Source organism: Candidatus Limnocylindrales bacterium, assembly GCA_035571835.1.
Classification (GTDB): Bacteria; Desulfobacterota; Binatia; order UBA1149; family CAITLU01; genus DATNBU01.
Genome location: DATNBU010000035.1, coordinates 1 through 21,198, shown reverse-complemented (window position 1 = coordinate 21,198; position 21,198 = coordinate 1). Strand labels below are relative to the sequence as shown.

At 64.2% G+C, this 21,198-nt stretch carries 16 protein-coding genes and 2 tRNA genes; 10 read left to right on the top strand and 8 right to left on the bottom strand.

From position 1 onward, the window contains the following. Nucleotides 1-79: 79 nt before the first annotated feature. The 3 genes from VN634_15765 to VN634_15755 form a co-directional block, all read right to left on the bottom strand. Nucleotides 80-724 (bottom strand): cytidylate kinase-like family protein, encoded by a 645-nt coding sequence (locus VN634_15765; protein ID HXC52339.1) that lies wholly within the window; start codon nucleotides 722-724, stop codon nucleotides 80-82. A 79-nt stretch (nucleotides 725-803) separates the two neighbouring features. Then, nucleotides 804-1,625, bottom strand: coding sequence for a protein-L-isoaspartate(D-aspartate) O-methyltransferase (locus VN634_15760; protein ID HXC52338.1), 822 nt, complete (start codon nucleotides 1,623-1,625; stop codon nucleotides 804-806). Nucleotides 1,626-1,648: 23 nt separating this feature from the next. Next, nucleotides 1,649-4,369: a GNAT family N-acetyltransferase gene (locus VN634_15755; GenBank protein ID HXC52337.1), complete on the bottom strand. Its 2,721-nt coding sequence runs from the start codon at nucleotides 4,367-4,369 to the stop codon at nucleotides 1,649-1,651. A gap of 216 nt (nucleotides 4,370-4,585) precedes the next feature. On the opposite strand from VN634_15755, the gene VN634_15750 reads away from it, so the two are divergent. Beyond that, the gene (locus VN634_15750) at nucleotides 4,586-6,586 is read left to right on the top strand and encodes a protein-L-isoaspartate(D-aspartate) O-methyltransferase (GenBank protein ID HXC52336.1); all 2,001 of its coding nucleotides are present in this window, start codon (nucleotides 4,586-4,588) and stop codon (nucleotides 6,584-6,586) included. 217 nt (nucleotides 6,587-6,803) lie between these two features. Here VN634_15750 and VN634_15745 read toward each other — a convergent pair whose 3' ends face one another. Further along, nucleotides 6,804-7,421 (bottom strand): hypothetical protein, encoded by a 618-nt coding sequence (locus VN634_15745; GenBank protein ID HXC52335.1) that lies wholly within the window; start codon nucleotides 7,419-7,421, stop codon nucleotides 6,804-6,806. Nucleotides 7,422-7,860: 439 nt separating this feature from the next. Here VN634_15745 and VN634_15740 point away from each other — a divergent pair, with 439 nt between their 5' ends. From VN634_15740 to VN634_15725, 4 genes are all read left to right on the top strand, one after another. Then, the gene (locus VN634_15740; GenBank protein HXC52334.1) at nucleotides 7,861-8,544 is read left to right on the top strand and encodes a TetR/AcrR family transcriptional regulator; all 684 of its coding nucleotides are present in this window, start codon (nucleotides 7,861-7,863) and stop codon (nucleotides 8,542-8,544) included. 91 nt (nucleotides 8,545-8,635) lie between these two features. Next, nucleotides 8,636-8,728, top strand: a tRNA-Ser gene (locus VN634_15735). A gap of 58 nt (nucleotides 8,729-8,786) precedes the next feature. Continuing rightward, nucleotides 8,787-9,566, top strand: coding sequence for a hypothetical protein (locus tag VN634_15730; GenBank protein HXC52333.1), 780 nt, complete (start codon nucleotides 8,787-8,789; stop codon nucleotides 9,564-9,566). Nucleotides 9,567-9,701: 135 nt separating this feature from the next. Then, nucleotides 9,702-9,774 (top strand) — tRNA-Arg (locus tag VN634_15725). Nucleotides 9,775-10,003: 229 nt separating this feature from the next. On the opposite strand, the gene VN634_15720 is transcribed toward VN634_15725, so the two are convergent. Continuing rightward, nucleotides 10,004-10,930 (bottom strand): hypothetical protein, encoded by a 927-nt coding sequence (locus VN634_15720; GenBank protein HXC52332.1) that lies wholly within the window; start codon nucleotides 10,928-10,930, stop codon nucleotides 10,004-10,006. Between the two features lie 1,784 nt (nucleotides 10,931-12,714). Further along, on the bottom strand, nucleotides 12,715-15,759 hold the full coding sequence (locus tag VN634_15715) for a hypothetical protein (protein ID HXC52331.1): 3,045 nt from the start codon (nucleotides 15,757-15,759) through the stop codon (nucleotides 12,715-12,717). Between the two features lie 560 nt (nucleotides 15,760-16,319). Here VN634_15715 and VN634_15710 point away from each other — a divergent pair. Beyond that, nucleotides 16,320-16,745: a hypothetical protein gene (locus tag VN634_15710; protein ID HXC52330.1), complete on the top strand. Its 426-nt coding sequence runs from the start codon at nucleotides 16,320-16,322 to the stop codon at nucleotides 16,743-16,745. Nucleotides 16,746-16,845: 100 nt separating this feature from the next. Here VN634_15710 and VN634_15705 read toward each other — a convergent pair whose 3' ends face one another. Beyond that, nucleotides 16,846-17,034: a hypothetical protein gene (locus VN634_15705; GenBank protein HXC52329.1), complete on the bottom strand. Its 189-nt coding sequence runs from the start codon at nucleotides 17,032-17,034 to the stop codon at nucleotides 16,846-16,848. Here VN634_15705 and VN634_15700 point away from each other — a divergent pair. Continuing rightward, a complete protein-coding gene (locus VN634_15700; protein HXC52328.1) occupies nucleotides 17,033-17,692 on the top strand; it encodes a porin family protein in 660 nt (219 codons plus the stop codon). The genes VN634_15705 and VN634_15700 overlap by 2 nt on opposite strands. Nucleotides 17,693-17,814: 122 nt before the next feature. Further along, nucleotides 17,815-18,537, top strand: a complete 723-nt coding sequence (locus tag VN634_15695) for a TIGR00730 family Rossman fold protein (GenBank protein ID HXC52327.1) — start codon at nucleotides 17,815-17,817, stop codon at nucleotides 18,535-18,537. A 2-nt stretch (nucleotides 18,538-18,539) separates the two neighbouring features. On the opposite strand, the gene VN634_15690 is transcribed toward VN634_15695, so the two are convergent. Then, nucleotides 18,540-19,190, bottom strand: coding sequence for a hypothetical protein (locus VN634_15690; GenBank protein HXC52326.1), 651 nt, complete (start codon nucleotides 19,188-19,190; stop codon nucleotides 18,540-18,542). Nucleotides 19,191-19,337: 147 nt separating this feature from the next. Here VN634_15690 and VN634_15685 point away from each other — a divergent pair, with 147 nt between their 5' ends. Together VN634_15685 and VN634_15680 are read left to right on the top strand one after the other, a co-directional pair. Then, complete coding sequence (locus VN634_15685) at nucleotides 19,338-19,820, top strand: hypothetical protein (GenBank protein HXC52325.1); 483 nt, start codon at nucleotides 19,338-19,340, stop codon at nucleotides 19,818-19,820. 44 nt (nucleotides 19,821-19,864) lie between these two features. Continuing rightward, on the top strand, nucleotides 19,865-21,198 hold a 1,334-nt coding region (locus VN634_15680), incomplete at its 3' end, for a DUF3300 domain-containing protein (GenBank protein ID HXC52324.1).

The window sequence follows — 21,198 nt, the reverse complement described above, 5'->3', positions numbered from 1 at the left end:
ACTGCCCGGCCGCACTCTTCCTTGAGAGTGCGGCCGCACTCCAGCGATAGCCGGCCGCAGTCTTGCCGCAGCCGCCGGTCTACTGCGCGGCCGCGACAATCATCGTCGAAATCTGCTCCGGCGTCAGGATCTCGGTGTTGAGCACCATGTCGTAAAGCGTCGGGATCTCGGCGTCGACGTCGTAGAACGAACGAAGGTACTCCCGCCGTCCCGCGTCGCCCGCGGCGACCGCTTCGGCAGCTTCTTCCGCCGAAAGGCTGCGTTCGTTCCCGATGCGGCTGCAGCGCGCTTCGTCGGGCGCCGTGACGAGCACCCGAAGCACGCCAGGTCGCCCGGCGAGCGCGAGCGATGCCGCGTGAGCAGCGATCACCGCCTTGCCGCCCTTTGCGACTTCTCCGACGGCGGCGCGAATCATGCTGCGAAGGTCGTCGCGGTCGGCATGCTGAGACGGACCGCTCGAGGCCGGCACGCCGATCCCCGCCGCGAGGGCGGTCAGACCAAGTTTTTCCTGTGCCGAGACGAGGCTGTCGAGAATCCGCTCGAGCAGCGACTGCTTGTGCTCTGCTGCCGCCACGATGTGCGGATCGACGCGGGCAAGCCGCGCCGCTTCGAGGATGATCTCCTCGTTCACGTAGCGATAGCCCAGCCGGTCGGCGACGTCATGGCCGATCTTCTCACCGCCGCAGCCGTCCGTGTGCGAGATGCAGATCACGGGAAATCCCATAGCTACCTCCATGCGATGCCATAGGTTGTGAGCGAGCGTGGTGCAAGGACACGGCCGTCGCGCGCGTGCCGCCCAGCCTTCAATGCTGGCCTGGCTGGCCTGGCTGGGCTGCGCGGTCCGGGGCGTTCTCATCGCTCGAGCGTGTCAGCGGAACGAACCGCACCGGCAAAACCTCCCGCGTCGTAGTCGAACCGTCCGCCTTTTTCTCGAGCACGGTGAGGTTCTGATCCGCGAGCGAGCCTCCGACCGGTACCACGAGCCTGCCGCCCGGCCGCAGCTGCGCGATGAGCGGCTCCGGAATGCGATCCGGCGCGGCCGTGACGACGATCGCATCGAATGGAGCGTGCTCCGGCCATCCCTTGTAACCATCGCCGATGCGGACCTCGACGTTCCGGTATCCGAGACGACCCAGCGTCTGCGCCGCCTGTCGTCCGAGCGGCTCGACGATTTCGATCGTGTAGACCTGTTTTGCGAGGCCGGCGAGCACTGCCGCCTGGTAGCCCGAGCCCGTGCCGATCTCGAGAACCACGTCGTCCTTGTCGACGGCTGCGAGCTCGGTCATGAGCGCGACGATGTACGGCTGCGAGATCGTCTGCCCGTGACCGATCGGCAGCGGCATGTCCTTGTACGAAGAAGCCCGCACGTTCTCCGGTACGAACTGCTCTCTCGGGATACGCGCCATCACGTCCTCGATCTGCCGGCTGATCGGATGTGGCCCGGCAGCGGAGTAGCGACGAATCGTCGCAATCATCTCGTTGCGGGCGACGTCCCGGGGATCCGGAGAAGTGCTCGTTGCTCCATCGTGGTTCGAGGTGCCAGGGGCATCGACCGCGATCGCGGCGATCGCGGGAAAAAACAGCACGACGAGTGCGGCTGACGATAGCGCGGACGCAGTGTGCAACCGTCGTTCTCGCGTCATCACGATCACCCCTTGGTTGCGTACGGCTTTACGCGCATTCGACCATCCACCGCGACGGCGCCCGCTCCGCGTGCGAGCACCTTTACGGGATTCAGATCAAGCTCGACGAGCTCCGGAACGGCTTCGACCAGCGCAGAGACCCGCAGCACCAGATGAACGAGCGCATCGCGATCGGCCGGCTCGGCTCCGCGGAATCCGTCGAACAGTGCACGCGACCTCAGGCGGTCGATCATCTCGCGTGCATCGAGGTCGCTGACCGGCGTCAGGTGAAACGACGCGTCCCCGAGCAGCTCGACCAGCACGCCGCCCATACCGACCACGAGCAGCGGCCCGAACACGGCATCGACCGTCACTCCGACCAGGCTCTCGACGCCGCCGATGACCTGCCGCTGAAGCAGCACGCGCTCGAGCCGATGGCCCGCAGCTTCCATGCGACGCGACAACGTCGCGATGGCTTCGGCGAGCGATTCGTCGCTCTCCACGCCAAGGATCACGCCGCCCACATCGCTCTTGTGAAGAACGGCCGGGCTGCTGACCTTGACGACGAGCGGATAACCGAGCCGGCCAGCCGCAGCCACCGCGTCGGCCGTGCGGACGTCGACCGATTCGGCAAACGGAATGCGTGCTGCCCGCAGCACGGTGGACAGATCTTCGTTGCCGAGCCATCGCGGCCCGTCGGCGCCTTCGACGACACGGTCGATGACCGCCCGGACGGCGTCGCGCTCGAACGCCGTCAGCGTTTCGAATTTTCCGCGGGGTTTCCGGCGCCACGCCCCGTAGCGCGCCGCAGCCGACAGCGCGATTGCTGCGTCCTCCGGAAACGCGAACGACGGGATGGCTCCGCGCGCTCCCTGCGACAACACCCGCGGCGCGCCGCGGGAAGACAGGAAGTTGGTGAGGATCGGTTTGTCGGCTGGAATGCGTTCGGCTCCGCGCGCGATCGCGTGTGCGATGTCATCGGTTTGTGACGCAACGACAGGAATGCAGATCACGACGACAGCATCGACCGAGGAATCGTTTCCCACCACTTCGATGGCGCGCATGTACTGCTCGGGCGTCGCGGCGGCCAGAAGGTCCACGGGATTGGAAAGCCCGGCCTGGGCGGGAAGGAACTCGCTCAGCTTCAGTCTGGTTTCCGGCGAAAGCTCCGGGAGCGTGAGCCCTCGCGCGTCGCATGCATCGGCCAGCAGGATGCCAGGCCCACCGGCATTGGTGACGACGCCGACGCGCGCGCCTTGCGGCACCGGCTGCGTGGCAAGCAGCGCCGTCACGTCGAACAGCTGCGCCATCGTATCGGTGCGAATGACGCCGCACTGTTCGAAAAGCGTCTCGACCGCGATGTCGAGGCTTGCCAGCGCTGCCGTATGGCTCGACGCCGCGCGACGTCCGGCCGCCGACCGGCCCGACTTCATGGCGACGATCGGTTTGATGCGGGCGACGTCCGGCGCAACCCGGGCGAACTTGCGCGGGTTCCCGAAGCTTTCCAGGTAAAGAAGTATGACGCGCGTGTTCGGATCATCGACCCAGTACGCGAGCATGTCGTTGCTCGAGATGTCGGCCTTGTTCCCCGCGGAGATGAACGTGGACAGCCCGATGCCGAGCTGCTCGGCCAGATCGAGAATGACAAGCCCGAGCGCACCGCTCTGCGAGAGCATCGCGACGCCGCCGCCCGGCGGCATCTTCGGCGCAAACGTCGCATTCATCGAGACGGCCGGCTCCGTGTTGAGCACGCCCATGCAGTTGGGGCCGACCATGCGCATTCCCGAGCCGCGCACCAGCGCGAGAAGCTCGCGTTCGCGGTCGCGTTCCATGCCGCCGCCGGTCTCGCCGAAGCCGGAGGAGATCACGACGACGCCGCGCACTCCGGCTCTCGCGCAATCGGCGACCACTTCGGCAACGGCAGCTGCGGGAGTCGCAATCACAGCCATCTCGATCGGTGCCCCGATGTCTGCCACGCTCCGGTATGCCTTGAGCCCTTCGATCTGGTCGGCGTGCGGATTGACCGGATAGATCGGACCGCGAAACCCGCCCTGGATCAGGTTCCGTACGAGCATCCCGCCGATGCTCTCCGGGTTGCGCGATGCTCCGATGACGGCGACGGACTTCGGCGCAAGGATCGGACGTACGCTCTCGGCGGCGGCACGTCTCTCGCGCTCGTGGCTTACTTCGATGTGGGCCGGCGTCTCCTCGGTCGGAAACGTCACATGGAATACTCCACTGGCGATCGATCGATGAACCTTGAAGCCGCTGTGCTCGAATACGTGGAGCATGTGATTGTTCTCGCCGAGCACGTCGGCGGCGAACTCGGTGATTCCATGGGTGCGGGCGATGCCGGCGAGGTGCTCGAGCAGCATCGATGCGATTCCGCGCCGCTGCTGGCCGTCGGAGACTGCGAACGCGACCTCGGCGCAGTCGCGTGCCTTGCCCTGACGAAAGTAGCGGCCGACGCCGATGATCTTCTCGCCGTCGCTCGTGCGGAGCGTGGCGACGAGCCCGACTCTGTCGACGCCGTCCATCTCCGTGAAATAGGCCAGCTCCTCCGGCGTGAGATCGCGCTTGGCTCCGAAGAAACGCGTGTACACCGACCGCGGCGAAAGCGTGTGGAAATGCGCGCGCAGCAGTTCCTTGTCGTCGGGGCGGATCGACCGTACGTGGATGGAACCACCATCGCGCAGCAGCGCGTCCATCGAATAGCTTCGGACGTCGTCAGGTAACGATTGGCTCATGAAGTTTCTACGATTGTTGCTACTGGCATGCAGAGGTTTCTACAAGACGGGAGTGACGCCGCAAGCCTGCAAAAATGCGCAAACCCGCCGCGTGGATTCGCGTGCATGAGGACAAGCGGCTTGAAGACCGGTAGTGCGTGACTCTTGCTCGCTTTCGGGCGATTCTGGCTCTCGGCTGATCGGATCGGTTGGGGTTCACCCACGCGGAGGTTCGCCATGAGCACCGACGAACGCGCTCGCATGGTCGAAAATCACCTCGCCCGTCGCGGTATCGGCAACCCGCGGATTCTCGAAGCGTTCCGGCGGGTTCCGCGTGAGCAATTCCTGCCGCCGGAGCTTGCGGAGTTCGCATATCGCGACGCGCCCCTGCCGATCGCAGAGGGGCAGACGATCTCGCAGCCGTATGTCGTCGCCATGACCGTCGATGCGCTCGATCTCAAGGGCGGAGAACGCGTTCTCGAAATCGGGACGGGGTCCGGATACGCGGCAGCGATTCTCAGTCAGGTTGCCAGCAAAGTCTTCACGGTCGAGCGCTACGAATCGCTCGCGAACGACGCACGCGAACGGCTCGCACGGCTCGGCTACGACAATGTGGAAGTGCTCCACGGCGACGGCACGCTCGGCTGGCCAGAGCACGCGCCGTACGATGCGATCGCTGTCGCTGCCGGCGGGCCTCGTCCTCCGGAAGCGCTTTTGTCTCAACTGAAAAGCGGCGGCCGGCTGGTGATTCCGGTCGGAGAGACCGAATCGCAGGTCCTGCTCACAATCACGAAACACGCTTCCGGCGAGTTGACGGAAGAGCGGCTTGCCGAGGTGCGATTCGTTCCTCTTATCGGAGAGCAGGGATGGGCCGACGACAAACGAGGCGACATCGAAATCGCCCGCGTTCGTTCGAGTACTGGTGACGCATCGCTCGTACGACTCGTCACCGAGACGGCCGAGCCGATCACCGATCTGAATTCATCGTGCGTCGAAGCGCTTGTCGAGCGGATCGGCGATGCGCGCCTCGTTCTGCTCGGTGAGGCGACACACGGAACCAGCGAGTTCTACCGGATGCGCGCCCGCATCACGATGGAGCTGATCGAAAAGCGCGGGTTCGATTTCGTGGCGGTCGAGGCCGACTGGCCCGATGCCGCACGCATCGATACTTACGTGCTCGGCGAGCCGCCGCGCTCCGGTCTCAAGTTCACTCCGTTCAGCAGGTTCCCTGCCTGGATGTGGCGCAACGAAGAGGTCGACGAGTTTGTCGGACGGCTCCGCGCGTACAATCTTTCCCGCACGGATCGCGCCGAGCGAGTCGGATTCCACGGCCTCGACCTCTACAGCATGTTCACGTCGATGGCTGCCGTTCTCGAATATCTCGGCGGCGTGGACCCTGCGGCGGCGAATGCGGCTCGCGCCAGATACGGCACGCTGACTCCGTGGCAGAAGGATCCTGCCGCATACGGAAAGGCCGTGCTGGTCGGTCGCTACGCGAGCTCGGAAGAAGCGGTCGTGCGGATCCTGCGTGATCTGCTGCAGCGGCGCATGGATTACGCGCTCAAGGACGGCGAGCGATTCTTCGACGCGGTGCAGAACGCGCGCGTCGTGGCCGACGCCGAGCGCTATTACCGGGCCATGTATTACGGATCGGCGACGTCGTGGAACCTGCGCGACTCGCACATGTTCGACACGCTGCAATCGCTTCTCGCCTTCTATGGCCCGCAATCGCGAGGAATCGTCTGGGAGCACAACTCGCACTTGGGTGATGCGCGCGCGACGGAAATGAGCGAGCGCGGCGAGCTCAACGTCGGCCAGCTCTGCCGCGAGAAGTTCGGCGACAAGGTCTATATCGTCGGTTTTGGAACCGACCACGGCACGGTGGCGGCCGCTTCGAACTGGGACGAACCGGTCGAGCGCATGACCGTGCGGCCGTCACACGAGGAAAGCTATGAACGGCTGTTCCATGATTCGGACGTGCCGGCCTTCCTCACGCATCTGCGCGAGCCGCGGCGCGCGGACCTCCGTGACGAGCTGATGCCGTCGCGACTCGAACGCGCGATCGGAGTGATCTATCGACCCGAAACCGAGCGCGGCAGCCATTACTTCTACGCGAGCCTTCCGCAGCAGTTCGACGAATACATCTGGTTCGACCGCACGACCGCCGTTTCGCCGTTGCCCGCGCCGGCTCGCGATGCGCACGGCCAGCTGCCGGAGACGTATCCGTTCGGGCTTTGACGCGCAGCTGTTGCTGACGTGACCACGCAGCCGCCGGCGTCCGACGCATCACGTGTGCGACGGAGTGAAGGTTCGCGAAGCGGCGTCTTCAAAAGAAAGCGGCGACCCGCCGGGGAGAGCGGGTCGCCGCGAGGGCTCGCGTCGTAGACGCAAGCATGCGGGACGGGCTTTGTCTCTGGGGGAAGAGACCCGCCCCGCGGGGAACTGCCTCGGCTGCCTAGGCGGCAACTCCGGACGACTCTTCGTATGCGAGGTCGTCGAGGCTGATCATCGATACACTGTCGAACTCGTCCGCACGCTCGTCGCCAAAGCCGAGGTCCGCGTCCTGATCGAGGTCGATATCGGTGTCGATCGACAGACGGTCGAGATCGCCTTCGGCAATCGGGCTCGGGAACGGGCTGCGGCCGGTGGTGCGGCTGATGGCTTCGCCGGTCATCGCGCGGCGGCGCATCTCGGCATCACGCCACGCGAAAAGCCGCGAGCGGAGGCAGAGGGCGTCGATGTTCAGGGTGTCGCAGATGACGAGGAAGGAGAACGGGTAGTCCCAGCTGTCTTCGCTCAGCCAGGTTTCGGCTTCGAGCAGGACCTTCTTGTATTTCCGGCGGGTGGCGCCGACGTTCTTATAGAAGGAACGGATCGCGTCCTTGAGGACGGCGTACATCAGAGCCCGTTCGGGGCCCATGCCGTCGTCGCCCTGGTGACGCATGTAGTACTGTTCCGGAAGCGTAAGGTCCGGCGTCAGGTATTCCATCAACGACGGGGTCAGCATGAAGTTGCCGCCGTACGGGTTTGGCTCGCGGCGCTGGGCCGTCGGCGTTGAGGTTTTCATGTTCATGGCGGTCGTTCCTTGGTTCATGGGTCACAATCCCCCTTTTTCGGTTGGGACCATGGTTAACAAGATCCGTGCCGGTTCTCTTCAGGGTGTAAGTAGTGCAGAAGTTGAGTCACCTCACATGGTTACGAGGCCACCGCGCATCGAGGCCACGGCCGATTTGCACCGGTAAATGACTGAAATTGCATAACAATGGGCGCTCCGGCAAAAGGGGGGTTGGCGATTGGATTGTTCGCTGATGCCTTGCGTCAGGTCGTTCCATCCCGCATGGGTCAGACATTGGCGATTCGTGCAAGAACGCTTGAGCGATCTCAGGCCTCGCATTTTTGCCAGATTCCTGGTGGCACCTCTGCACGCAGGAGTCGCGGGTGCCCTTAAGTTCAGCGCGTTTAGAACGGCAGGAGGCCAAGTTGACTCGGTTGTTGCGCCTGGCCTATAGAGCTTGGAACGCAAGTTCATTTTTCTGAGAGACGGGGGATCGGTGTCGGGGCAAACTCCAGAAGACGTACGGAAACTCAGCCGGAAGGAACGCGAGCAGCAGTTCCGCCTGAACCTGATTCTGGATGCCGCCGAAGAGGTCTTCGCCGAGACCTCCTTTGCTGGAGCCTCGGTGGAGGCGATCGCCCAGCGGGCCGAGATCTCCGTCGGTACCCTCTACAACCTGTTTCGGTCGAAGGAAGACGTCTACCGCGCGCTGGTTTCGCGCGCGCAGAATAACTTCTTCGACATCATCGAGGAGCGCGTCAACGAAGCGCGCGGCCCGCTCGAGAAAGTCCATACAGTCGTTGGCTACTATTTTGAGCACTTTCACCGTTACTCGCGCCAGTTCCGTCTGTACGTCTCGGCTACCAACGGCTTTCAGTGGGAGCTGCGCAACAAGCTCGCCGACGAAGCGCTCCAGCGCCAGGGAGAGTTCCACAAGCGCCTGACCGACATCTGCCAGCAGGGAATGGACGAAGGCGTCTTCAAGCGCGGCATCCCGGCCGATCTGCTGGCCACCAACATTCTTGCAATCCCGCATCCCATCCTGGCCCACTGGCTGTCCAACGAGGGCAGCGACCTTCTGACGCTGCTTCCGTTCTCGATCACCATCGTGAATCGAATCGTCGGGGCCGACGTCCACTGACGCGCCAACCGTCGCGGACAGTGCCCGACCAGCAGGCGTAACCCTGGTTGAGATCAGGGGCCGGTCAGGTATGTATGGGCGCTCTTCCGACGGAGAGGTGACCGAGAGGCCGAAGGTGCTCGATTGCTAATCGAGTGTGGGACCAAAAATTCCACCGAGGGTTCGAATCCCTCCCTCTCCGCCATTAAGATTCACGAACGGCCTTCGGCCCCCCGACCAATGCCCAGCAAGAGGATCACGGCTTGAAACAGCGAACCCTGGCTTTCTGCACCCTCGCCGGACTGATCCTCGTGGCGGGCTGCTCGGGCTCGCAGCCGGTGCCGTCCGGCGCCCGCGGACACGGAACGGACCTTGCGCCCGGCTACTTCACCGAGGCCACCGAGGGCGGCTATCGCTACGCGCACAACTGGGTCGACCGTCCGTGCTTCACGCTCGATCTTCCCGGACCGGACTGGGTTCTCCAGTCCGCAACCGCCGACTACGTTCTCTGGCACAAGGGCGACTACGCCCTGAAGGTTTATCTGACCGACAACCGCGCGATCGCGTTCGCTGTTGCCGGCATGTCGTCGGAAGACGCGCTGCGCGCGTTCATCGGGTACGAGCTCGATTTCATCAAGCCGAAGTTCGAGAAGCACACGTCGCCTGCTCCGAGCATGCGCACCAACGAAACCGGACTGTGGGCGCTGTGGCGATGGGAAGGCCGCGTCGGCCGCCGCGCAGGCGTCGGCAAACCGCAGCCTGCCGATCAGCGGCATCTGCTCGCGAGCCTGTGGCTCGATCCGTGGGTAATCAGCTTCGACTGGGCAACCGCGAAGCTCGACGCTCCCGACGTCGACAGCCCGGAGCTCGTGTATGCGGTGCGCTCGCTTCACTTCTATCCGCAGTGCTTCAAGCAGATGCGAAGCGGCGAGACGTGGACCACGCCCGAAGGCGGCGGCGCACATCTCGGAAACGAAAGGCCGCCGACCGTGATGCCCGCGCCGCAGAGCACCGGGCCGACCGAGGCGCATCCTTCCTTCTGATTGCGGGTTTTTGCGCCGGTATTCGTCGAGAAAACGTCGCGTTCGTGCGCTGCGCACGAAGTCACCGGAATCCCGCAAAGTTGCGCTGAAATATAAGCGTCGTTATAAGGCCGCTGCCTCGTCCTGAGGCCCTGCGCGCCCGTAGCTCAATGGATAGAGCACCAGACTACGGATCTGGGGGTTGCAAGTTCGACTCTTGCCGGGCGCACTTACTTGTCGCGTAGTTACATCACGTTCTCGGAAGCGTCGTTTTGGCGCAGGAACTGACGGGCAACTTCACGCGCACGGTCCATCCGGCGGCCATTGGGTCGTGTCCGGTGCCCGGAGCGAACCGTCGGCTTCGTCGCCGGTAGTTGACGTAATCGACCAGCGCGCAGATCACTGATGGAAACCGGCGTGCGGCGGCGCTGAACGACAATCCGCAGCGGAGGTCAGTGCTAGAGATTGCGCGCCTGACGTCCCCAGCAGACGACGGCTCCGTCCGTGCGCACGCCGCAACTGTAGTCGGCGCTCGTCGCCACGTTTACGAACGTGCCCGGAGGTGCGTACACCGCTCCCGCAAAGTCATCGCCCCAGCAATCCACCGAACCGTCCTGTCGCAGACCGCAAGCGGCAGAGTAGCGAGCTGCGAGCTGCGTGAACTTGCCGGAAGGGGCCCGAGTCGATCCGTAGTCCGATCGTCCCCAGCACGCGACGGTTCCGTCGCTTCGGATTCCGCACGAGTAGGCCGACGAACCGGTGACTTGCGTGAACGTCCCCGCCGGCGGCGATGCCTGCCCGAAGCTGTTGGCTCCCCAGCACTCGACGGAACCATCCGGCCGAATGCCGCACGAATGCGCCGACATTGCGGCCACTGACGTGAAAGTTCCTGCGGGCACCGGCAGCGGATCCCACGTGTCGTTCTCCCAGCATTCCACCGTGCCGTCCGTGCGTAGGCCGCAGTTGGACTCATTTCCTGCCGACACCATCGAGAACAGATCGCCGGAAGGCTCGTCCATTGGTGTCGAGTAAGAGTATGCCTGCCAGCAGACGATCGTCTGGTCCGCTCGCAGCGCGCACGAATGCCAGTCTCCCGTCGAAAGCTGCGTAAAAGGGCCCGATGGCGGCAGAGACATCGGAGCCACTCCGCTCCAACACTCGACCTCGCCGTCGGTGCCAAGCGCGCAGGAGAATTGCTGTTGGGAAGTGCCGACCTGAACGAAGTCGTGTCTTGGGATCGCGAGCCCGGTCTCGCCGCGAGGTCCCCAGCACTCGACGCCGCCGTCGGGACGAAGCCCGCATCCTCCATAGTAGCCGACCGAGAAATCCTGGAAGGGCCCGCCGGGCGCAGGATAAATGTCGGGACCCCAGCATTCGATGTCCATTGCCGGAGTCAGCCCACACGCCCGGGCCCCGTGAGATCGAATTGCGACGAACGTTTCGTCGGGCTCGGGTCCAATCGGGTCAGCGCCATCACTCCAACAAATGGCGGTTCCATCGGCGCGCCGCGCACACGCATAGCCGCCGACTGCGAGTTCGACGAAAGTTCCAGTGGGCGGCGTCACCGGGCCGTTTCGTCCACCCCAGCACGCAATCGTCTGGTCGGAACGAAGACCGCAGCTGAAAGACTGGCTGGCGCCGACTTGTGTGAACGTTCCCAACGCAGCGTTCCCTTGACCGTATTCGTTGTTACCCCAGCACTGGATGCTTCCATCCGTACGGACACCGCAGCTATTCAAGTACCCCACCGAGACCTGTACGAACGTGCCGGACGGTGCGGAGCTGAGATTTCTGGCACCCCAGCAATCGAGCGAGCCGTCAGGCCGGAGGCCACAAACGTTTGCGCCACCAACTGAGAGCTTCGAGAAAGTGCCGGGAGGTGGCGTAGATTCTGCGAACATGTTGGCGCCCCAGCATGCGACTGTACCGTCGCTTCGGATGCCGCATGTGTTGTCGTCAGTCGTGCCGATGTCGGTCAAGGTCGTCAGCGGAGAATCATTCGGCACCGCGCCGAGCATGCGGGCACCGTCGTAGGCAAGCAGGGCACCGTAGCGCTCAGCGGACGCCGACACGCAGCCCGAGTCTGAAAGGCCGGTGGCGCACGTCCCGAGAGCCGCGAAGTTTGCGGTATCGCATGCCGGGCTGACGTTGTCCCAGATCTTGCGCCTAGCCTTCATCAGCTTTGCGCGGGTGGATTTGGGAAGCTCGAGGCAGGCGTTCGGGGTCGCAGCCCGCTGTTGGCAGCGGCGATGAGCTTGGAGAACGGCCGAAACCATTTCCCTGGCCGTCGCATACATCGAAAGCGCGCAGTTCGCCTCCTGCTCGTTGAGCGGAACGCTCGCGCTGCCAAGCGCAGCATCGGCAAACGATCCGACGTGCGACGCAACGATGCATGACATGCATTCGCCCACTGACGTCCAGTCGGATACCGCGATACCGTCGCAAGGCGCGGGGCACGAGGTGTAATATGCGTCGAACGGAGCGACCGATTCGCACGCACCCGACAACCGGCTATCTGCGAATGCGTTTGTGAGCGACAAGTCCGTGCCGGTCGCTGCCGCGGCTTGGGCTGGATCGCTACAGTCCGTCCCCGAGGCGAGGTTCCCCTTCACACGCTGCTCGAGACAATCGGCGACCGTATCGACCAGCGAATCCGCATATCGCTCTGCGGCCTTGATGACGCTGTGGCGGCACGACTTTGCTTCCGGCTCCATTTGAGCAGAGCCGGCCGTAGCGACGAGCACGACTAGTCCCGAAGCCAGGACGATGAGAGGTTTTTTCAAGTGACGGATCCCCTTGCAGAAAGACGATGCCGCATCATGTTGCTCGACCGGCTGTGACGCTAGCGGAAATCGTCACGTTCCCCGCGCGTCGCAGGCACCCAGCAAAGCGAGAAACATCTTCGCGACAGGAGAACCGCCGAGGAGTTTTGTCGTTTTTGGCGCGTGAAACGCGGTTTTGAGTTCAGTCGGTTGTTGGCGGTCTGCGGCCCCTATCTTGCTGGCATTACTCGGGTTTTGAGCGAGCGGGCTGTTCCCCAGCGTGTCGTGAGGCGCGCCAAGCGTATCTCATTCTCGCGCACTCGTGTGCAAAAATTAGCGAGCAGACCCCGGCCCGGAACTCGTCCAGCGCCCTGTCGATTAGGACCGTCGTGCCGACAAGCGCATGCTCAGCGTGGAACCGCGATCACAACCGGCGGAGGATCGATCGCGTCGCCGTCGCTTGTCGAGGCATCCTCGATCGTCACGCCGAGATCGCCGTGGATTCCGAAATCGCTCTCGATTCGGCACAACACGAGATCGCGAGGTCCCGCAAACGGTGTCGTCGCGATCAGGCCGATATCGACGCTCACTCCCGCCAGGTCGTTCGCCGCCAGCAGGCCGTTCTCGAGCGGCGTGGAACAGTCGGGCGCGCCGAAGACGTTGCGCGCCACTCGATCGAACGCTCCGTCGTAGTCGACGCGAACCTGCAGCGCGCCCAGCGAGACAGGTGACTGCAGCCGTATCGCGAACCAGCTGTACGAAGGAACACACGCCGACTCGGCGAGGCCGACGGCGTTACGCAAGACGTCCAGCGCATCCGTGCTGGTGACGTTGCCATCGGAGTTGGCATCGCAATCGTCGATCGGGCAGATCGGCAACTTCTCCATCGCGAAATCCAGAACGCCGAGTGCCTGCGTTACGGTTCGCTGCAGCGGGTTCACGCATCCGTGGCCGAACGTACAGTCGCTCGTGCACGAATCGGTGTCATCGTCGTTTCCGTCGTCGCAATCCTCGACGCCCGTCTCGAGAATCCCGTCGCCGCAGCGTGCCTTGAGGCACACGGGCAGGCAGCCGTCCGTCCAGCGTGCGTTGTCGTCGTCGCACTCTTCGGCTCCGGTCTCAACGATGCCGTCGCCACAGCGCGCGAGATTGCACTTATTGGTGCACGCATCGTGTGTATTGCGATTGCCGTCGTCGCACCCCTCGTTGGCCTTCCACAGAACGCCGTCTCCGCATCGCGCGCGGCGGCATGTGCCGAGACAGGCATCGGCGTCGATGTCGTTCGCGTCGTCGCACTCTTCGTCGCTGTCGACGATGCCGTTGCCGCACGAAGGCGGCCGGCAATCGCTGTCGCACGCATCGCCGTCGATCGTGTTGCCATCGTCGCAGTCTTCGCCGTCGTCGATACGACCGTTGCCACAATTCTCGTTCCAGCGCGTGAACAGCAACTCGTCGTAGTCGCCCCATCCGGTGCTGTCATAGCTGCCGGTTTCCGGATGGGTTTTTCGCACCCACAGCACGCCCCAGACACCAGGCGCCGCGACCGCAATTCGCGGACGAATGTCCAGGATGTTCTCACCGGCCGAATCCGGGCGCATGCGGCGTGCTGGCGACCAGTGCGAGCCGTCGGATGATTCGGAAACGACGACGTCGGCATCCAGCCCCCACGCTCCGCCGCGATCGAAATGCGTGACCCACGCGGCGGCCCAATACCCGTTGGCATCGACGGCAATGCTCGGTTCGCCGTCCGCGTCTTCGTCGTATCCGGCGTAGTCCGCGAGCGGCGCCGGCCGGCTCCACGTCTGGCCGCCATCCTTGCTGCGGCAAAAGGCGATGTCGGCATCGGCGCCGAAAAGACCGGTCGCCTGCCATACGACGACCGCGACTCCGTCGGGAGTCATTGCCGCGTGCACGTCTTTGACGGCGCCATAACTCACCCCGCGGTCGGAATGAAGACGATGGGGCGTTGCCCATGTGCGACCGCCGTCCGGCGAGGTTGCAAGTCGAAGATCGCCGCCCTGCGTCCATACGACGAAACTTTTGCCGTCGGCTGCGGCCGCTGCGCTGCCGCTCACGGCGTAGCCCGCGGGTCCGGCCTCGATGGAAGCGATTTTCTGCCAGCTCGCCGCATCGTCCTGCGATCGATACACCACAAAAGCGCTGTCGGTCGTGTCACCGCCATTGGAGTTCGTCGTTCGAAGGAGCGGAACGATCCATGTCTTTGGGCTCGGACTCACGACCGAGAAGATGACATGCCCGTGATAGTCACTGTCGGTCGCGGGCGGCGCGTCGAGGATGCGCGGTGCTTCCCAGCTGCGTGCATCGTTGGTCGAGCGCGACATCCACAGCGCATCGTCCCCGGTAGGAGATGACGCCCAGCCATTCCAGACCTGCAGCCAAGACCCGGCTCCGTCGGCGGCAGCAAGCGTATCCCACCAACCCCACAAATCTTCGGAGTCGCGAACGGGCTCCTCGCTCCAGGAACGGCCGTTGTTCGAGGAGTGGGCAACTCCGTCCAGAGGAAAATTGCCGTGTCCCGCAATGATGTCGCTGCGTCGCCATGTCGTCAGCCAGACGGATCTGTGATCGGTGGCGAGATCGTGCCGCCCGCCTTGTTCGATCCACGTCTTGTCGTCCCGGCGATCGAGGACGATGGGCTCGCCGAACTCGATCTCGTCGTCCATCGGGAGAGTCGTCGTCGGAGTGCTGCTCGGCACGTCGAGCGGGACGCGGGAAACCTCGCGCCCCACGCGTCCACCTTGTTCATCGCTGTGCCAGCTGACGAGGAAGCTTCCGGAGAGCGGCTGGACATCGATGCGCCATTTCTGTCCGAACGGATAGACATCGATCCGTGTGAGGTCGGTGACGCCGTCCGGCGAAACCATCGAGGCCCATACGCCGCGGTTCTCCCATGCGATGACGGCGGTGTCTCCGTGCGCTCCGATGACGGGCCAGCCGTAGCTCGTCCCGGGGATGCTCCGGTACGTGTTCGCCACCACGCTGCTGGTGCTCGCGTCGAATCGTAGAACGCCGGCGACGTCTCCCTCGGCCACCACGAGCCACGTCTCGCGATCGCCGCCACGGGCGCCCTCGACGATCGTATTGGTCAGGCTCTCCGGACAGTGAAGTGTCGCTTCCTCGCCGAGCGCACGCCCGTACTGGTCGAAGGAGCGGGCCATGGCGCAACCGCTTTCGGACTGGAGCCACGTCGCCACGAAGTTGCCGTGACTCGCGCACGTCACCGAGATGGCATTTCCGTAGTAGAACGCGGCCGCGCTCTGGTTGGCGACAAACGGCACACCGACGGCGTCACCGGATGGATCGCGCATCGAGACGAGAACGTCGCCTATGGCATCGGCATAGCTCGTGCTCGACGTGACTCCATCCTGCGACGTCGTCGTCCGCGACTCCGACCGGTTCTCCGAGGGAAGGCCTGACTCATGTGCCTCCATCGCAATCGTCGGCAGCCGCTGGGCGGTCGACGCATTTGGCAGGACGGCCGCCGAGACAGATGACGATAGGTCGGCCGCTTGTCCGTCTCGTACGGTCGAGGCCGAGATCGTGATCCCGCTGCAGACGGTTACTTCATGGCGGGGCAACAGATCGACCGCCGCTGCGGACCGTCGCTCGGGTCCATCCACGATGGTCGGATCGGAGTGCGCCGGGACGGGTAGAGCGCAGACGCAGACTGCGGCGATCATCGTCGATTGACGGAAACTCCGGGTCAGAGCGGACAAGGGTCGCATTTCGACCGACTACCATGCAATCCAGGCCTATGTCGATGCGGTTCGCCCCCGGAATTTCCCGCGACTCTTCCCGGACCGCAGGACCACCGGTTTACGGGTGAACGCCCTCGCAGTGACAATAAAGTCGGCTCACCTCGAGGACGGCGATAGAGTAGGATCCTGCGGCATCGCCCAACGACTCATCGCCATGGTCGTTGAATGGCGGCAGAGCCACGACGACAAGGATTCGGCTGCCATGTCATTCCTGCCGGTTCAAGGAGCTTGTCATGAACTTCGCCACGGCGATTCTCGTTCTTTTTCTGATCGTCGGCACTGCCCTCGCCGACGAAAACTTCGATTGCGACCGCAGCGGGGATCACAAGGTCACGACCGTCGATGCGCTAAGCGCGCTTCAGGACTCGGTCGACACGTGCAGGAAAGACATGCACTGCGACGCCAACCGTGATGACGAGGAAACTGCGGCCGACGCGCTTCTTCTGCTTCGCTTCGCCGTGGGCCTGCCCGCCGAGCTTGCGTGCGGCTGCACCTACGTCGACCAGTGCTTCGGCGACGACGAGGACTGCGTCGACAGCGGGTTCCCCGACAGTTACCGCTGCACGGGTTCTCTGTGTGTGGAATGCATCGAGAACACCGACTGCGAAGACGGACAGATCTGCGACACGTGCCACTACGTCTGCGTCGCCGAACCGTAGCCGCCAGGTTGTCGGAAATGGGCCGGTGACCGTAAGGTCATGCCGGTCATTCCAATATCGCAGATCGCACAAAACGATCATCACAGCATAAGCCCCGCTGTCACGCCTCGATCACTGATGTGATGCACTTCTTGCGCCGCGTAATTTGAACGCGGCCCGCAATCATGGCGAATATCGTTGCGGTCAGTGGAAGAGGGGCGGTCAGCCTGCGCGCAGCTGCAGGCTTCAGGAACCGGGGGCGCTTCGACAGTCGGCGCATCCCGGCAAACAGCAAGGAGAGATCCATCATGAGACGTAATCTTGTATTGCTCGTCGGCGCCGTTGCGCTGATCGGAAGCGCAACCCGTGCACGTGCCGGCGCATACGGCGAAACCGAACAGGTCGAGGAATCGCCGCGGGCGGCGTCGGCAGCCGCCATGCACTACGAAGAGGAGAACGACTACGCGCGAGTCGGTCCGTACCTCGGCGTCGGCGGCAACTACGCGATCCAGAACTTCGACAATCACGGCCCGGGAAACGTGGGCAACAGCAGCGGCTTTCATGTGCGCGCCGGCTACCGCGTTCATCCGAACGTCGCGATCGAAGCGCTGTACGACCATTTCCTCGAGTTCGACAACGACGGCCAAGCCCGACGTCTCGGCAACACGCACACGACTGATCACTACGACGGCTGGCAGGCTACGCTCAACGTCAAGGGGTACATCCTGACGGGACGCTGGCAGCCGTACGTTCTCGCTGGTGTCGGTTACATCGATATCAACGGCCACAACGTGGTCGACAGGAGCGGACCCGGGAACGATCTCGTGACGCGCTTCGGCCTCGGCATGGATGCCTGCATCACCGAGCACATCGCGATGGGACCGGAGGTGGCCTATGTGCTGCCGTTCGGCGACGCGAACAACATGGATCTGATCACCGTCGCGCTCGGTCTTCGCTACAAGTTCTGATTCGAATGCCGGTGCCGGCAGAGAGCGATCTCCGGCACCGGCATGACTTCTTTTTCCGAGCGCCGTTCATCGCGCAATTCGAACTGGCTCCATCTCTGCTCGCGTGCCAGAACCGGAAGCTCATGAGAAAAACCGAAAGCCCCCGTGCCCACGCGCTCGCCGCCGACGACATGCTGATGGCGGTGGAGATTTTCCAGGAGACGCTTCGCGGGATGGAGTTTCTCCAGAGCGTCGAGCCGGCCGTGACAATGTTCGGCTCGGCGCGCATCCCGCCCCGGCACAAGTACTATCGCCTCGCACGCGACACCGGCTTCGCATTCGCCCGCGCAGGTTACGGCGTGATCACCGGCGGCGGTCCGGGCCTGATGGAAGCGGCCAATCGCGGCGCCAGGCAGGCCAAAGGGCGCAGCATCGGCTGCAACATCACGCTGCCGTTCGAGCAGAAACCGAACCGCTACGTCGATGCGTTCATGGAGTTCAAATACTTCCACGTCCGCAAGCACATGCTCCGCAAGGCTTCGAACGCGATCATTCTTCTGCCTGGCGGCCTCGGAACGCTCGACGAAATCTTCGAAGCGCTGACGCTCATGCAGACCAGCAAATCGCGGCTGCTGCCGGTGGTCGTCATGGGTATCGACTTCTGGAGCCATCTTCGCGAGTTCATGCACAACGCGATGCTCGGGCACGGGACAATCTCGCGCAGCGATCTGTCGCTCTACACGGCCACGGACGATCCGGCCGAAGCGGTCGCGCTGGTGCGCGCGGTCACGAAAGCGAAACATCGCGCGACGGCTGTCCGGCGCATCGTGCGCGAGCATCGCGCTCGAAAGGGATTCGCAGTCTGAGCTCAGCCTCCGAGCGCGATCGTGATCAGTACGAGCACGACGCCGACGGCCGTGAGCGATGATCCGATGCGGATCGGGTTCCCGCCGATGAACTGTCCCCAGCGTGCGCCGAGTACGAACAGCAACGTCAGTGCGATCGCGTTGGAAGCCCGCACGGCGAGGTTCGGATCCGCTACGACCAGAAACGGCACGAGCAGCGGGAACGTCGCCATCAGGATCACGATGGAAACCGCGGCCCCTCCGGCCAGGTCCTCGCGCAGGATTCCGCCGTGGACGGGTTCGCTGCGGCGGATCACGTCGAGCAGCCACCGTTCGAACGACTCGCGGCCGGGCGCGTGCTGAACGATCGGCAGCCGCTCATCGAGCTCGCCGGCGACGAGTGCCAGCGCTTCGTCGTCGGGGCGCCGGTGAAGCTCGCGTGCCAGCTTCGAAAGCCGGCCACGCTCGAAAAGCTCGCCAAGCACGTACATGACGCCGTCGACGATCGCCCAGGCGAGGTTGCAGCCGAGGATCGCGACGAACAGCTCGCGGTTGTCCGCTTCCTCGAGGCCGAGGCGGACCGAGCCGGTAAAGCCGAGCGCCATCACGAGGCCAAAGAGAATCTCGCCGAGCCGGGCGGCCGGATCCAGATTTCTGCGGACGAACGACAGCATCCGGCCGACGTGTATCCGCGTGAATCCCGTTACTCAACGCAGGTCGGACGGCATCCCCGGGGAAATTGCACCGTGGGGCTTGTCACGAATAGATTCCGGTGCGACGAATGCAGCAGGCGATCTGCCCTGAAGAGACGAGGAGGGACCATGAAGTCGATCCACACCGCAATTGCTTCCACCATATTCACGACCATCGTCATGTCCGCGTATTCCGCGCACGCCCAGACGGTCACGGTCACGCCGATGAAAGGACAGTCGGCAGATCAGATGAACGTCGACAAGTCCGAATGCACGACGATCTCGCAGCAGTCGGCTGCGTCTGCGCCGCCGCCCGCAGCGGCTCCGCAGCGCGGTGGTGCAGTGCGGGGAGCGGCGCGCGGCGCGGCCGTCGGCGGCATCGCTGCCGATCGCAACGGCGGGTCCGCCTACGACCGCGCTCCCGACGGCGTAAAGCAGGAGTATCGCCAGGACCAGGCACGCAAGGGCGCGGCGGTGGGTGCCGTCGTCGGCGCGGGCCAGCAGCGTCGCGGGAATGCACAAGCGGCGCAGCAGCAGCAGGCCAGCCAGAATCAGGCAACGGACGCAGCATTCCGCTCGTGCCTGATCGGCCGCGGCTACGACGTGAAGTGAGAGCTTCCCGACCGAATCGAGAAAGGTTCGAGCAAGGAGAACATATGAAGCGCAAGGGAATCGTTTCTTCCATGATGGTCGCGGCGGCGATCGTTCTCGCCGCCGGCCGCGCCGGTGCGGCCGATCCGCCGGCGGCAAAACCGTTCAGCGCAGCACAGCTCGAACAGCTCGTCGCGCCGATCGCGCTGTATCCGGATCCGCTGATGGCCCAGATCCTGATGGCGTCGACGTATCCGCTCGAGATCGTCGAGGCGAGCCGCTGGCTGAAGAAGAATCCAGGACTCAAAGGCGACAAGCTCGATGCCGCGCTGAAAGAGCAGGCGTGGGATCCGAGCGTCAAAGGCCTGTGCGCCGTTCCCGACGTCGTTCACAGGATGAGCGACAATCTCGACTGGACGCAGGACCTCGGCGACGCGTTCCTCGCGCAGCAGAGCGAAGTACTCGACACGGTCCAGAAGATGCGTTCGAAGGCGTACGAGGCCGGCAACCTGAAGACGACCGAGCAGCAGCAGGTCGTCGTCAAGGAAGAGCAGGGCACGCAGGTCATCATCGTCGAACCGGCGAGCCCGGAAGTGATCTACGTTCCGCAGTACTCACCGCAGGTCGTCTACGGCTCGTCGTGGGCGTATCCGGCGCCGTACTATCCGGCGATGTATGCGCCGCCCGGATACGGGTTGCTCGCGTTCGGCGCCGGAATGGCTGTCGGTGCAGCGATCTGGGGCGACTGCGACTGGAACAACGGCTGGCACGGCGGCGGCGACTGGCACGGCGGCAACAACAACATCAACATCAACAACAACAACTTCAACAACTTCAACAACCGCACCGACATCAACGGCGGCCGTGGCAACAACAACACCGGGGGCGGTCGCTGGAACCACAATCCCGAGCATCGCAAGGGCGCGAACTATCGCGACTCGAAGACTGCGCAGCAGTTCGGAGCGAAGAGCGGTCAGAACCGCGTCTCGCGCGATCAGGCGCGCGGCTTTGCCGATTCGAAGGGAGGCCGTCTCGGATCTTCTCCGACGCAGGGCCGCGGCAGTGCGAGCGATCGCATGTCCGGCAATCGCGGCGGTGCGGGCGGTCGCGGCGCTGGCGGCGTCGCCGGCGATCGGATGAGCGGCGGCGCGGGAAATCGCGGCGGTGCGAGTGACCGCATGAGCAGCGGTGCCGGCAATCGCGGCGGCGCGGGCGCGAGCAACCGTGCGTCGGGTGCCGGCAGTCGCGGAGGCAGCTCCTCGGGACGCGGCAGCGTGTCGCAGGGTTCGCGCGGCGGCGCCGGCGGCGGTGCATACAATCGTTCCGGCAGCTCGTCGTTCGATCGCGCAGCCAGCCAGCGCGGCGCTTCGAGTCGCGGCAGCACGTCCTACGGCGGAGG